The following is a 13,942-nucleotide window of genomic DNA, read 5'->3' as shown; positions in this document are numbered from 1 at the left end:
ACCTAACTATACACTCCCCCGTTGATATTAATCACTTCACCAGTGATGTAGCTCGCTTTTTTAGAAACCAAAAACGACACGAGGTCGGCTACTTCTTCAGCTTCCCCAAACCTACCTACAGGTATCAGTTTCACTAAGTCTTCTTCGTTGAGTGAAGAGGTCATATCCGTACGGATAAATCCTGGCGCAATGGCATTCACGGTAATATTCCTTTTAGCCACCTCTTGTGCTAAAGCTTTGGTAGCCGCAATAATCGCCCCTTTAGCTGCCGAGTAGTTGGTTTGTCCTGCCGTTCCTTTCGCCCCTGATACTGACGAGATGTTAATAATCCTGCCATAGCGGTGTCGTAACATCTTTTGGATGAAGAAGTTGGTTACATTGTAGAACCCGCCAAGAGTAGTTTGGATTACCTTGTTCCAATCGTCTTCGGGCATCCACATAAAAAGGCCATCGCGGTTAATACCCGCATTGTTCACAATCACCTCCACTACGGCATCTTTGTTGTCGTGTTGCCATTGGGTAAGCGCTTTTACAGTGCTTTCGTGACTTGATACATCAAAGCGGATAATCTCTCCCTCACGTCCTAATTTCTTAATATGCCCAAGGGTTTCAAGGGCAGCCACCTCATTGCTTTGGTAAGTAATGAGGAGATGATAATCGGTGTCGTGAGCCAGTTTTTCGCATATAGCGCGCCCTATACCTCGTGACCCGCCTGTAATAATAGCGTATTTTCTCATTTTATTTTTTTATTTAGTTGTTACTTCTTTAAGAATTTTCTTACTTCTTTCAAGTAAGTGTAAAACACCAAATCTTCTTTAAAAAACGGAATAATTTCTCTTATTTCCTTATACCACTCTTGAGTAGTACTTGATAGTTCGTCATAACAACCCAAGACATCAATAGCTTGTGCAATAGTAATCGCCTCAATCGCCAATACTTCAAAAGCGTTGTCTATCACCTTGCGGGTAAGGGTTGCGGCATTGGTACCCATACTCACAATATCCTGATTATCGTTGTTGTTCGGGATACTGTGCACGTACATCGAGGTAGAGAGCGTTTGATTCTCGGCAGTAGTGGAAGTAGCGGTAAACTGCACCCCTTGCATACCAAAGTTAAAGCCCAATTTACCTGCATTTACAAACGGTGGTAATAGCTCGTTAATCTTAGGATTAAGCAAATAATTAAGTTGGCGCTCGGCGAGCATCGTCATACGGGTAACTACGAGTTTGAGCTTGTCCATCTCAAGGGAAATATAATCGCCGTGAAAGTTCCCCCCGTGATACACCTGCTGAGTTTCTACATCTACTATCGGATTATCGTTTGCTGAATTGAGCTCCTCTTCCACAATACGCTCAGTATAAGTGATAGTGTCATATACAGCACCCAGTATCTGAGGCACGCAACGCAATGAGTAGTACTCTTGCACCTTTTCTTTGAAAACTGTCTCTTTGTGCTCACCTTGGTAAAGGTGTTCCGCGCGTTTGCGTGTGCGCTTGCTGTCGTGTAGGAAGTCACGCATCATTCGTGCAATCTCTTTCTGACCTGTATGTTGTTTGGCGTTGTTCAGTTCAACAGAAAAATGGTCGTCATAGCTTTGCACGAGTTCATTAATAGCAGTAGTGAATTTCACTGTCCATTCCAATAGTTTTTCAGCGTAATACACATTCACGCCAGCTAAGCCGGTCATCACCGATGTACCATTTATCAGCGAAAGTCCTTCGCGCAAATGTATCTGTAAAGGTTTTAAGCCTACTTCGGCAAATACCTCTGCCGTGGGTCTACGTTTGCCTTTGTAAAATACCTCTCCTTCGCCTATGAGCACCAAAGCAAGGTGTGCCAATTGCACAAGGTCACCACTGGCACCCACGCCACCGTGCTTAAAGATGAGGGGCGTAATGCGGTAGTTCAGTAGGTCACGCATCAGCTCAATCGCCTCCATATGTACCCCCGATTTGCCAAGTGATAAGCTCGTGAGTCGGCACAATATGGCAGCACGCACCGTCTCTTCATCAAATGCCTCCCCACAGCCCGAACTGTGACTGCGAATCAGGTTGTACTGCAGTTGCAGTTGGTCGGCTGGCTCTATACGGTATTGTGCCATCGGTCCAAAGCCTGTGTTCACACCGTAGATAATCTTGTTCTCTGCGAAGTCTTTGAGAAACTCGTAACTTTCCTCTATCAGTTGTTGAGCTTCTTTGCTAATAGCCACTTCTTTCTTATCAAAAACGATGTCTTTAAAATCGTCATAAGTACGTAATGTTTTCACGTTCAATTTTTATATATTAGTTATTAGTTATCAAAAGATTATATTTCCCGTGTATAATGACCGTCCCACACTCCCCCTTTGGAGGGGGCTGGGGGGAGGTTATATTCCTTTGGAGATAATCTGCTCTTGCAGATTATGTGAATGAGGGGAGGTGTAAATAATAATACAATCAAGTAATATATTATATCTGGCGACAAAGGTAATAACTAATTTGTAAATTAGCAAATATTAGTTTTAGCCTCTCCCCCTTCACCTCCATTTTTGTCCAAAAAAACTCTATTTTCGTCTAAAAAAGACATTTTTGTAATAAAAAAGCCCCTAATGCTTTCTATTTAAAAAACTTTTCGTACTTTTGTCGCTCACTATTCTGCAATAGATATGAAGCACTTCATCGTCTTACTTATCATTCTCTGGGGGCATCTCCCCAACATAATAGCCCAAAATCAGGACTTGCCCCTTGTCCCCCCTATCTATAACTACTCTCAAACTCAATACAAGGCAGGCTTGCAAAACTGGCAAATAAGCCAATGCAAAAACGGTATACTATACGTAGCCAATAATCAAGGGCTACTTACTTTCGACGGACAGGTATGGCAACTCCACTACCTGCCCCAGAAAAAAATAGCCCGTTCTGTTCTTGCCGATAATAACGATCCCAAACTGCGCGTCTATGTAGGCTCTTTCGAAGAGTTTGGCTACTTCCAGCGCAATGCTCAAAACCAATTGGTCTACACTTCTCTAAAAGACCAACTCAAAGATTACCGCTTTCACAACGATGAAGTCTGGCGCATATTCAAGCATCAAGATAAAATTTACTTCCAAACTTTCTCCTCCTATTTTGTGTTCGACGGCAAGCAAGTACGCGCTTTCAGCCCTAAACCCGCCCCTTTTGCAATGTTCTCCGACGGCAATACCCTCTATATGCAAGGCGTAAATGCCGACTTTTATACCATCGACCCTCAGCATCGCCTCCACCAAAAACTCTCTACTAACAGCTTAGGAGGCTTGGTAATCGCTACTATCCCCTATCAAAAAGAACTCCTTCTGGTAACCGACAAGAACGGTTTGTTCTTCTTCAACCCTCAAACCGACCAGCTTCGCAAGTTCACTACCGATATTGATGCCCTCTTACCCAACATTAGGCTCAATCGCGCCATCATCACTAATAAAGGCAACCTCATCTTAGGAAGCCTTACCGAAGGATTATACGCCCTCAGTACCCGAACGGGAAAACTCTTGTGGCATATCCATAAAAAAAACGGACTCAATAATAACACCGTCCTCGGACTCTATGAAGACGTCCAACACAACCTATGGGTAGCCTTAGACAACGGCATCGCTATGATTGAAATCCCCAGCAAACTCCGCTTCTTAAACCTCAATGGAGATGTTGAACTCATCAGCGATATGGCTGAGCAAGGTAACACCTATTATTTAGCCTCCAATAAAGGCGTCTTCTCATTTAGCAACGGAAAACTCAACAAACTGCCCAACTTCTCAAACCAAGTATGGTTTGTAAAACAGTACGACCACCAACTTTTTGTAGGGCATAACAAAGGAACGTCCGAACTTATAGGTAATCAATTGCGCCCCCTTAGCAATGTAGGCGTCGGCGGTATGGATTTAAAGAAAGGTGTCATTCACGGTCAAGAAGTGCTCGTCGGTTCATCGTATTCTGTACTCACTATTTACAAGCGCGACAAAGCCGGTAGGTGGGCGCCTTCGCATATCGTCAATGGCTTTTTCGACCTTACTTACCGCATCGAAATAGACCCTATGGGCAACATATGGACAAACCACGCCTATAAAGGCGTCTGCAAAGTTTCTCTCTCCGAAGACCTAAAAAACGTCAAACACAAAGTAGTGTTCGATAAACCCAAAACCAAAGAAGCTCTCAGATTGCTGAAAATACGCAGTAAGGTTATTTTTGCTGACGGCTCTCAATTCTACTACTACGACGAAGATAAAGAAGAAATTGTACCTTATACTATCCTCAATGAACAACTCCCTCAGCTCACCAAAACTCGCAATATAGTACCCGTAAACGATAATCGGTTCTGGTTTATCACTGCCACCGATTACTTTTTAGTTTCCTTTGTCGATGGTCAATACAAAATAACCGAAAAGATTGCTTTCGATGACCTCCAACACCCTACCACCGAAGACCGTGCCTCTGTATTCGTGTCCTCCGACGGCGCTTCTTTCTTTTGTTTAGACGGTAGTATTGCTCGTTATACCGATAATACCCCCCAAACCTCCTACCCCGATAACCTCAGCCTAAAAAGCCTCCGCTCCTACGAACGCGATACCGACCAATATCTTTTAGAAGAAATTACCGCCAACCCTTCTTTCCCTTACGCCAAAAACAATTTGGTGTTCCAATTTCAGTATCCCAATTTTAGTAAAGAACACTACCAACTGTGGTACGTCTTAGAAGGATATGACAAGCGGTGGGCGCAAGCCGACCCCGATTTTAGCATCAGCTATCAAAATCTCCCCCCTGGTAAATACAGGCTCAAAGTAAAAGTGCTCAACGAACTAAACAAAGAGCTCTCCCTCTATTCTCTCCCGTTTCAAATCACCACCCCTTGGTATAAAAGCCTCTGGGCTTATATATTGTATTTCGTCAGCTTCATCGGGGTAAATATCGTAGCAACAGCTATCTACTTCCGTTATAAAATGAAGAAAAAAGAGCGTTCCTTCTTGCGTGAAAGAATACGTCGCCAACGCCTGCTCGAGTCACGCGAACAAGAAGTGACTAAACTCCAAAACCAAATGCTCGCCAAGCAGTTAGAGTACAAGAGTAAGGCTCTTGCCGAAGCCACTATGCTAAACATCAGGCGCGACGAGTTCCTTACCAACCTCATAGTAGAGCTCGAACAACTAATGGACAACCAGAAAGTAAGTAAAGCCAAAAGTCATCTTATCTTGCGACATATCCGCGAGAATATCTCAGAAGAAGACCAATGGGCAGTATTCCAAGAAAACTTCGATATGATTCACAAGAACTTCTTCAAGAATCTCAAAGAGCGTTTCCCTTCACTCACCACCACCGATTTACGCATCTGCGTACTGATAAGGCTCAACTACACCACCAAAGAAATCGCCACTATGCAAGGCATATCCATACGTGGTGTCGAAACCGCCCGTTATCGTATCCGCAAGAAACTCAACCTTTCCGAAACCGATAACCTCTACGACTTTTTTGTAAAATTCCAATAACCCCCACTTCCCCACCTGCCTGTGCAGCTCGCACTTCCTCTTTCTCGTCACACATTCCCCCTCTCCGAGGGTTGTCCGCGATAGCGGAGTAAGTGAATTAGAGGGAGGTTTCTGCACATTTTCTTATTTTCAAATTTCCTAATTCTCCAATTTTCCCCCTGCCTGTGTGGCTCACACTCCCCCCTTGAGGGTAGTCCGCGATAGCGGAGTAAGTGAATAGGGGGAGGTTTCTACCGTTTTTCCATCATTTTCCCGTCGCATCTCCCCCTTTGAAGGGGGGTAGGGGGGATGTTTAAACAATATTGAAAAGATGTTTATACAACAATAATGACCATCATAACCCTAATGCCTATGGCCTAATGCCTAACACCTCTTCCTCTTTCTTTCGCCTCGAAACCGCGTTTTTACCATTTTTGGCATTATTGTATTACAGTATAAATCAATCACTTATACACCCTTTGTATAACAATCGTCCAAGATTCGTATAAGCATCCTATAAGCTTTGTATAAGCTAACCATACCCATCTCACAGCCTATCTTTTACTTTTCACCAAAAAAACCACTTCCGTTCCTTTCCGTTATCTTTCTCCTTCCCCATCTCTCTTTTTGAGTTACTCAAAATTTCGAGAAAAATCCGACTTATCAGAAAAATCCGACTTCTCCACACTTTGCCAAAGTTTTTAATCGCCCGTCGTGCTACGACCTTCGCCAAAGTTCATTATCCGGTATTATTGGTATTAATCTGGCATTATTTTTGAGGCTCTCTTATCAATTAAACGTTACTGAAAAATGAAAACCTATTTTTTTACATTAATTACAATAGCTTTCACTATCGGGTGTGCTAACGGCAACAGCCCAAGAGCAAACACTCTCACCACTAACGACGAAAATTCAACGCATCAAGAAGCTGAAATGAAAAAAACAAACAAATCAAAATCTACTGATATCTATTTCGCAGGCGGTTGCTTTTGGGGTACCGAACACTTCTTTAAACAAATTCGCGGAGTGCTCGCCACCGAAGTAGGCTATGCCAATGGCAAACTCCCCAAAGCCCCCAGTTACGAACAAGTAAGTACAGGCAATACAGGTTTTGCCGAAACCGTAAAAGTAACCTACAACCCTCAACTCATCGACCTCAACCAGCTGCTCGACCTCTATTTTAAAATCATCGACCCTACTTCCCTCAACAAACAAGGCAACGACCGTGGTACCCAATACCGCACAGGCATCTATTACGTAAACGAAACCGAAAAACCGCTCATCGACAAAGCTATTGCAGCGCTTGCCTCTCAATACAGCAAACCCATAGTAGTAGAAGTACTCCCATTGAAGAATTTTTATAGAGCCGAAGAATACCATCAGGCCTATTTAGATAAGAATCCCGGAGGCTATTGCCATATTTCACCCGCCTTGTTCGAGGTAGCCCGTAAAGCCAATCCAGCCAAACAAAAAGGCTTTAAAAAACCTTCCCAAGTCGACCTTCGCAAACAGCTCACCCCCGAGCAATACGCCGTTACCCAAGAAAGCGCTACTGAGCGTCCGTTTGCCAATGCTTATTACAACGAGTTCCGCGAAGGCATTTACGTCGATATCACCACCGGCGAACCCCTCTTTATCTCTACCGATAAGTTCGAGTCAGGTTGTGGCTGGCCAAGTTTCTCTAAACCTATTAATAAAAGCCTTATACAAGAAAAAACCGATAAATCACATAATATGACCCGTACCGAAGTGCGCAGTAAATTAGGCGACGCACACTTAGGTCACGTATTTAATGATGGACCAAAAGACAAAGGAGGCTTGCGCTATTGTATCAACAGTGCCTCCTTGCGTTTCATCCCCAAAGCCGATATGGAAAAAGAAGGCTATGGCAAATATCTCTCCCTCTTAGATAAAAAGACTAAAAAGTGAAAATCAATGCTTCATTTTTAAAAGGGAAAGACTACCATTGGGGTCTTTCCCTTTTTGCTTAATTGTTATACCCTCATTATATTCTTCGTGTGTATAATGACCAGAATTGTCGGCAATTGCCAACTAAGTGAGTTAGGGCTCTGTGCAATCCAAGCAACTTGTTGCTAAAATCCGTGATTACTCACCTTTTGCACATTGTTTTTTCCGTGTAATCCGTGAAATCTGTGCGAGACTTTATAATATCTTCCTCTCTTTAATCGAGTTAAAAAATATATTTGTCACAATCTCCACCCCCGTTAAAAGTTCTTCTGCTTAAATAAAAAATTGTATCTTCACCCCACAAACAATTCTTTATTAAATTTGTTTTTCTCAAATAAAAGTTCTACCTTTGCAAAACTTTTAACTCTTATCTAAAAAGATGGTTATTCAAAAAAAAGACGTATTAGAAGCGCTCCGCAAGATTACCGCTCCTGGTGAAGGGAAAAATATGGTAGATAGCGGTGCCGTACAAAATATAGTAGTTTTTGGTGATGAAGTAGTAGTAGATGTGGTGATAAACAACCCCAGTCTGCAAGCCAAAAAACGCACCGAAGTAGAAGTGATGAAAGCTATTCACGGCGAAGTGCACGAGAAAGCCAAAGTAGTGGTAAACGTAAAAGTAATTGCCCCTGAAGTTCCTGAAATCAAAGGCAAACCCATTCCTGGTATTCAGAATATCATCGCCGTAGCCTCAGGTAAAGGAGGCGTAGGAAAGAGTACTGTTACAGCCAACTTAGCAGCAGCTTTAGCGAAGATGGGCTTTAAAGTAGGCGTGCTTGATGCCGATGTGTACGGTCCTTCTATCCCTATGATGTTCGATGTAGCCACTGAGCGCCCTCGTTCAGTAACTGTTGACGATAAATCGTTCATACAGCCTATTGAGAACTACGGAGTGAAAATACTCTCAATAGGGTTCTTTACCAATGCCAATCAAGCAGTAATATGGAGAGGTCCTATGGCAGCCAAAGCCCTTAACCAACTTATATTTGAGGCGTATTGGGGCGAGTTAGATTTTCTCCTCATCGACCTCCCTCCTGGCACAGGCGACATTCATCTAAGCATTATGCAAGCATTGCCTATCACAGGGGCAGTAGTAGTGAGCACTCCACAGCCTGTCGCCCTCGCCGATGCCCGTCGTGCAGTAGCAATGTTTGAACAAGAAAATATCAATGTGCCTGTGTTGGGTATCGTAGAGAATATGGCTTACTTTACTCCTGAGGAATTGCCAAACAACAAGTATTATATCTTTGGTAAAGAAGGAGCTAAACACTTGGCAGGAGAACTGAAAGTGCCTTTCTTAGGCGAAATACCCTTAGTACAAGCCGTTCGTGAGGCAGGCGATACAGGTCACCCTATTGCATTGCAGGAGGACAGTCCGCAAGCAAACGCTTTCCATAGCTTAGCACAAGAAGTAGTAAAAAACGTTGTCGCTCGTAACGAGAATTTGCCTCCTTCTGAGGCTATCAAAATCACCAATATGGCAGGCTGTAGTAACAAGTAGTAAGAAACCCAAAAGAGTTATACTTACCCTTTTATCTTTAACTCTTAACACTTAATATCAATGAACCCAGAAAAACTTAAACAAGAAGTAATAAAAGCTTTAGATAAGATTCGCCCTTATTTGCAAAACGACGGGGGTGATATTTCTTTAGTGGATATCGAAGACGGAAAAATCGTAAAAGTGCGATTGGAAGGCACTTGCACCAACTGTTCAGTAAACCAACTCACACTTAAAAGTGGAGTGGAAATGACCATCAAAGAGTTTGTGCCTCAAATAGAAAAGGTAATCAGTATAGAATAACTAATTGTACAATGGCAACGAATAAAGAATCGAGAAAAGAATATTGGAAACGCAAGTGGCTTAGCAAATACCGCTTAGTAGTAATGGACGATAGTACTTATGAGGAGAAAACCTCCTTCCGCTTGAGTCGTCTTAATATCTTTGTTTTCGGTTCGTTGTTTGCTTTTGTGCTCATTACGCTCACCACTGTACTAATTATCTATTCCCCTTTGCGTCAGTATATCTTAGGGTATACTGCCGTAGAAAATAAACGTGAGACTTTAAACTTGCTCTTTAGGGTAGATTCATTAGAAGGCAAAATACAAAGTAATGATGAGTATCTCGCTTCACTGAAAAAGGTGCTTGTTGGCAATATCAAACCTCAACAAGACAAAGATACTACCAGCTTTAACATCTCTGACCCTAAATACGACCCTAAGGCTTATAGAACAACACCTAACAAACCAGATTCTATTCTGCGTAAAGAAGTAGAAGAGGAAGAAACGCAACCTCAACCTCAAGATAGTTTATAGCAAAAAAAACAATGACAAAACTAAGTGTAAACATCAATAAGATAGCTACCTTGCGCAATGCACGCGGAGGCAATCTCCCCGATTTATTAAAGGTAGCTAAAGACGTTCAACAGTTCGGTGCAGAAGGTATCACCATTCACCCTCGCCCCGATGAGCGCCATATCCGCTACCAAGACGCCTTTGATTTGCTAAACGTAGTAACCACTGAATATAACATTGAAGGCAATCCTATCCCTAAGTTTATAGATTTGGTGCTAAAAGTAAAGCCTACCCAAGTAACTTTAGTACCTGATGCCGAAGATGCGATTACCTCTAACGCAGGTTGGGATACACTCAAACACAAGAGTTTTTTAACCGAAGTAGTAACCGAGTTCAAGCGCAATGGTATTCGCTCCTCACTATTTGTAGACCCAGTGGAAGCAATGGTAGCAGGCGCTGCCTCTACGGGCGCTGACCGTGTAGAGCTCTATACTGAGGGGTATGCGCGTGAGTATGCCCGTGGTGATAAAACCCAAATAGCTCCTTATATCAAAGCTGCTTTAGAAGCAGAAAAAGTAGGCTTAGGACTTAATGCAGGGCACGATTTAAGTTTAGACAATGTGAAGTACTTCAAAGATAATATTCCTAACCTATTGGAAGTATCCATAGGGCACGCTCTTATTTGTGAAGCGTTGTATTTAGGATTAGAAAATGTAGTACAACTATATTTAGCTAAATTAGCTGATTAGTAATAAGGAAGTATCATCTGTAAAAAAACAGAAGATTTTATACAAAAAAGTTCTAATAACTATTCTGAATATTAAAGCATTAGACAAAAGTAATAAAAAAACTGACAAAATAATCACTAAATATTTTGCAAGTTTAGAAAATAGTATTACTTTTGCACCCGGAAAGTTGAAAACAACTGGTACCTTAGCTCAGTTGGTAGAGCAAAGGACTGAAAATCCTTGTGTCCCTGGTTCGATTCCTGGAGGTACCACGAGATCTTCTTCATAGAGGAAATTTTTCATATTTTTAAGGATTAGGAATTGCAAAAGCCTCAGCGTAATGCTGAGGCTTTTGTTTTTTATATCAATATTTTTACATTCTAAAGCTTTTATATTATAAAATTAAGCACTATCTTTGTAGCCTTAATTAATTTCTTAAGTTATGGCTAAAATAAAACTACTTATTGCCTTTGTGATTTTTTGCCAAGCTTTTGCACAAGCACAAGTAACATTGGGTATGGAAGTAAAAGCTGGGGTAACAGGCGCAGGACTTTACGATATCTCTACCCCTAATTACTACACGAAAAGTGTGGCAGGGGTACAATTAGGCGCTTTGATAAGTGCTGATTCCCCGAGTGGAATAGCTCTTGAAACAGGCTTGATGTATATGGGTAAGAGTTTTGCCTATGACTTTCAGAAGTACCCTTCTGAATCTAAACGAGAGGATGGTGCTTATTTGCGTGAGCAAGTATTTAATAATCACTATTTGGAAGTGCCTTTAAATATTGCTTACCGATTGAGAGCTCGCAAACTGCGCTTTGTATGGAAAGCAGGTCCTTATATGGCAACTAATTTTGCTGCTAATACTCGAGAAACGTGGGGTCATTACAAAGATAGTTTGTTTACACACGTTTCAAAGAAGAAATACGCACGTCGTATAGGCAGTAAATCTACTGATGATGTAAAACGCTTTGATGTAGGCTTCAACATAGGAACAGGCATAGAAGTGGAGCGCTTTACAATAGGTATACAATACGGCGTTGGACTAATGGATATATTGCCCAGCAGTGAAGCTGAATATTTAAAGAACAGGGTGTTTACCTTTGCTATAGGTTTCAGAATTAAGTGGCAAAAACAGGTCGGTTGTTATCACAATCGACCTCTTTTTGTTTTTTGTATGTATTTATTTAAAATATTCTATATCCCACTGAAAGGCTAAGCACTTGGTTTGAGGTGCTCTCAGAACGGTTAGGGAGCACATCGGAGAAGCCGATACCATACTGAAGACCTGCTGTAAATCGTTTGATTTCTACGCCAGTGGCTAAGTTTAATCCTGCATCAAAAGGGCGTAAATCATCTGAAGAACTATTGCCTATGCTGAGAGAATGGCGATTGGTTTCTTTATAATCTTTTAATCTATTATCTTTGTAATAAGCCCATTCTTCACGGCTGTTACCCCACAAAGCGGCTGCTACATAAGGTCCTGCTTTCCAAACAAGCTTTACATTCCCAAGCTTAAGTTTATAGCCCACATAAAAGGGCACTTCTAAATAGCCATAAGTGTAATGCAATTCACTTAGCTGTCTTTTGTCATCATCTTTATATTTGTATTCATAGGCTTGTCCTTTGGTGTTGAGCATTAAGCCTGTTTCAAGAGCTATTCCAGAAGGGAAGTTCAGACTGAATAATCCTCCTGTGTGAAAACCTGGAGTGAAAGTTCTATCACTATTAGAAGAATCGGAATAGTAAAGACCTGCTATGTTGCCTCCTATTTTTACTTCTAAACCTGTTTTTACTTGTGCCTGCAACATTGCTATACTGCCAAGCAACATTATGGCTAATAATAACTTTGTTCTTTTCATCTTATATTGATTTTTGTTATTTGAAGTACAAAAGTACAAATTATTTTGTAAACCAACAAACTTGCGAATATACTAATTATTATTACCTTTGCCTCCCAAACTAAAAGCAGAACTCTAATACTTAACAACTGATGAAACAGATAGACGGTTTTTCTAAACTTACCAAAGCCCAAAAGATTCAGTGGCTTTGCGACACTTATTTTCCTGAGATAGAGAATGCAACTACTTTTTTTGAAAAGTACCACAATGCTGATTCGGAACTACAAAAACTCCACGACGAATTTATTGAGAACACGGTATCGAACTACTATCTTCCGTTTGCAGTAGCGCCTAACTTCCTTATCAATGGGCGTACTTATACTGTGCCTATGGCGATTGAAGAGAGCTCGGTGGTGGCAGCTGCAAGCAGGGCGGCTAAGTTCTGGCAAAGTCGTGGTGGGTTTCATACCGAAGTGCTTTCAACCGAAAAAACAGGGCACGTACATTTCTTCTTCTATGGTGAAAAAACTGACTTAGAAACTTTCTTCAACCGTATACAGCCTTTGATGCTGAGTAAGTCGCAACCGATTACTGCTAATATGGAAAAACGGGGGGGCGGTATTACTTCTCTTACTTTAGTGGACAAAACGGATGCTTTGGCGCACTATTATCAGCTTTCGGCTACTTTTGAGACTTTAGACGCGATGGGTGCTAACTTCATCAATTCGTGCTTGGAACAGTTTGCGCAAGTTTTTAGGGAGGAGGCGGAACAAGACCCTTCTGTTAGTGATAAATACGAAATCGTAATGTCGATACTCTCTAATTATGTGCCGAACTGTTTGGTGCGCGCTGAAGTGTATTGCCCGATTGACGACTTGGAGATTGCTGATTTAAAAGGTGCTGAAGCTGCGAAGAAATTTGTGCAAGCGCTTGCTATTGCCAATGCCGATGTGTATCGTGCAACTACCCATAACAAGGGTATAATGAACGGTATTGACTCGGTTATTTTGGCTACGGGTAATGATTTTCGGGCGATAGAGGCTGGGGTGCACGCTTATGCTGCTCGCTCAGGGCAATATAAAAGCCTCTCCAATGCGTGGATAGAGGGCGAGACTTTCCACTTTGTTCTCGAATTGCCTTTGGCTTTGGGGACTGTGGGCGGACTGACGACCTTGCACCCTTTGGTGAAAACGGCACTTGAAATTCTTGAAAAGCCTAATGCTCGTGAACTGATGCAGATAGTGGCTTGTGTGGGGTTAGCGCAAAACTTCTCGGCTGTAAGCTCGCTCATTAGTTTGGGAATTCAAAAAGGGCATATGAAAATGCACCTAAATAATATCTTCAATCAATTAGGCGCTACTGATGACGAGAAGCGCATACTTTCTTCTTATTTTAAAGATAAAACGGTAACTCATAGTGAAGTAGCAGAAGCTGTACGAGCCATACGGGCGGGTGCGAGCCACACGGGCAATAAGGGGGAGATTGGTTAGAGTTGTTAGAACGAGTGGGACGAGTCGGAAATTTCAGACTTGTTGGAGGAAGTCTCAAAAACTCTGAGGGTCTCAGAAGAAAGATATCGGAGGGATTCGGAAGGGGTTTTTTAGGTAAAAGATAAAAGGTAAAAGGTAAAATGGGTATGGTTAGCT

The 13,942-nt window shown here is 42.0% G+C and carries 11 protein-coding genes and 1 tRNA gene; 9 read left to right on the top strand and 3 right to left on the bottom strand.

Going from position 1 to position 13,942, the window contains the following annotated elements:
• Positions 1–2: 2 nt before the first annotated feature.
• Both fabG and RCZ04_RS01260 read right to left on the bottom strand, forming a co-directional pair.
• Complete coding sequence (fabG, locus tag RCZ04_RS01265; protein WP_460484119.1) at positions 3–737, bottom strand: Rossmann-fold NAD(P)-binding domain-containing protein; 735 nt, start codon at positions 735–737, stop codon at positions 3–5.
• 20 nt (positions 738–757) lie between these two features.
• The gene (locus RCZ04_RS01260) at positions 758–2,266 is read right to left on the bottom strand and encodes an HAL/PAL/TAL family ammonia-lyase (RefSeq protein WP_460484118.1); all 1,509 of its coding nucleotides are present in this window, start codon (positions 2,264–2,266) and stop codon (positions 758–760) included.
• Between the two features lie 378 nt (positions 2,267–2,644).
• Between RCZ04_RS01260 and RCZ04_RS01255 the strand changes: the two genes are divergently transcribed.
• The 8 genes from RCZ04_RS01255 (at position 2,645) to RCZ04_RS01220 (ending at position 11,674) form a co-directional block, all read left to right on the top strand.
• Positions 2,645–5,488, top strand: coding sequence for a ligand-binding sensor domain-containing protein (locus RCZ04_RS01255; protein WP_460484117.1), 2,844 nt, complete (start codon positions 2,645–2,647; stop codon positions 5,486–5,488).
• Positions 5,489–6,277: 789 nt separating this feature from the next.
• On the top strand, positions 6,278–7,396 hold the full coding sequence (gene msrB, locus RCZ04_RS01250) for a peptide-methionine (R)-S-oxide reductase MsrB (RefSeq protein ID WP_460484116.1): 1,119 nt from the start codon (positions 6,278–6,280) through the stop codon (positions 7,394–7,396).
• A 418-nt stretch (positions 7,397–7,814) separates the two neighbouring features.
• The gene (locus tag RCZ04_RS01245; RefSeq protein ID WP_460484115.1) at positions 7,815–8,936 is read left to right on the top strand and encodes an Mrp/NBP35 family ATP-binding protein; all 1,122 of its coding nucleotides are present in this window, start codon (positions 7,815–7,817) and stop codon (positions 8,934–8,936) included.
• 60 nt (positions 8,937–8,996) lie between these two features.
• On the top strand, positions 8,997–9,236 hold the full coding sequence (locus RCZ04_RS01240) for a NifU family protein (protein ID WP_460484114.1): 240 nt from the start codon (positions 8,997–8,999) through the stop codon (positions 9,234–9,236).
• Between the two features lie 11 nt (positions 9,237–9,247).
• Positions 9,248–9,748: a peptidase M23 gene (locus RCZ04_RS01235; protein WP_460484113.1), complete on the top strand. Its 501-nt coding sequence runs from the start codon at positions 9,248–9,250 to the stop codon at positions 9,746–9,748.
• Positions 9,749–9,759: 11 nt separating this feature from the next.
• Complete coding sequence (locus tag RCZ04_RS01230; RefSeq protein WP_460484112.1) at positions 9,760–10,476, top strand: pyridoxine 5'-phosphate synthase; 717 nt, start codon at positions 9,760–9,762, stop codon at positions 10,474–10,476.
• Positions 10,477–10,654: 178 nt separating this feature from the next.
• Positions 10,655–10,727: transfer RNA gene (locus tag RCZ04_RS01225), tRNA-Phe, on the top strand.
• Between the two features lie 170 nt (positions 10,728–10,897).
• Positions 10,898–11,674: a porin family protein gene (locus RCZ04_RS01220; protein WP_460484111.1), complete on the top strand. Its 777-nt coding sequence runs from the start codon at positions 10,898–10,900 to the stop codon at positions 11,672–11,674.
• Here RCZ04_RS01220 and RCZ04_RS01215 read toward each other — a convergent pair.
• Positions 11,643–12,317 carry a porin family protein gene (locus tag RCZ04_RS01215; RefSeq protein ID WP_460484110.1) on the bottom strand — a complete coding sequence of 225 codons (675 nt, stop codon included), beginning with the start codon at positions 12,315–12,317 and terminating at the stop codon, positions 11,643–11,645. The two genes, RCZ04_RS01220 and RCZ04_RS01215, sit on opposite strands and share 32 nt — an antisense overlap.
• A 131-nt stretch (positions 12,318–12,448) precedes the next feature.
• On the opposite strand from RCZ04_RS01215, the gene RCZ04_RS01210 reads away from it, so the two are divergent.
• On the top strand, positions 12,449–13,786 hold the full coding sequence (locus RCZ04_RS01210; RefSeq protein ID WP_460484109.1) for a hydroxymethylglutaryl-CoA reductase: 1,338 nt from the start codon (positions 12,449–12,451) through the stop codon (positions 13,784–13,786).
• The last annotated feature ends 156 nt before the right edge of the window (positions 13,787–13,942 follow it).

The organism is Capnocytophaga sp. HP1101 (assembly GCF_054772415.1).
This window is presented reverse-complemented; position numbering and strand designations above follow the sequence as displayed.

Coding starts and splice junctions, on each gene's coding strand:
- RCZ04_RS01230 (WP_460484112.1), top strand. CDS start 9,760: ATGACAAAACTAAGTGTAAACATCAATAAGATAGCTACCTTGCGCAAT.
- RCZ04_RS01235 (WP_460484113.1), top strand. CDS start 9,248: ATGGCAACGAATAAAGAATCGAGAAAAGAATATTGGAAACGCAAGTGG.
- msrB (WP_460484116.1), top strand. CDS start 6,278: ATGAAAACCTATTTTTTTACATTAATTACAATAGCTTTCACTATCGGG.
- fabG (WP_460484119.1), bottom strand. CDS start 737: ATGAGAAAATACGCTATTATTACAGGCGGGTCACGAGGTATAGGGCGC.
- RCZ04_RS01215 (WP_460484110.1), bottom strand. CDS start 12,317: ATGAAAAGAACAAAGTTATTATTAGCCATAATGTTGCTTGGCAGTATA.
- RCZ04_RS01210 (WP_460484109.1), top strand. CDS start 12,449: ATGAAACAGATAGACGGTTTTTCTAAACTTACCAAAGCCCAAAAGATT.
- RCZ04_RS01240 (WP_460484114.1), top strand. CDS start 8,997: ATGAACCCAGAAAAACTTAAACAAGAAGTAATAAAAGCTTTAGATAAG.
- RCZ04_RS01220 (WP_460484111.1), top strand. CDS start 10,898: ATGGCTAAAATAAAACTACTTATTGCCTTTGTGATTTTTTGCCAAGCT.
- RCZ04_RS01255 (WP_460484117.1), top strand. CDS start 2,645: ATGAAGCACTTCATCGTCTTACTTATCATTCTCTGGGGGCATCTCCCC.
- RCZ04_RS01245 (WP_460484115.1), top strand. CDS start 7,815: ATGGTTATTCAAAAAAAAGACGTATTAGAAGCGCTCCGCAAGATTACC.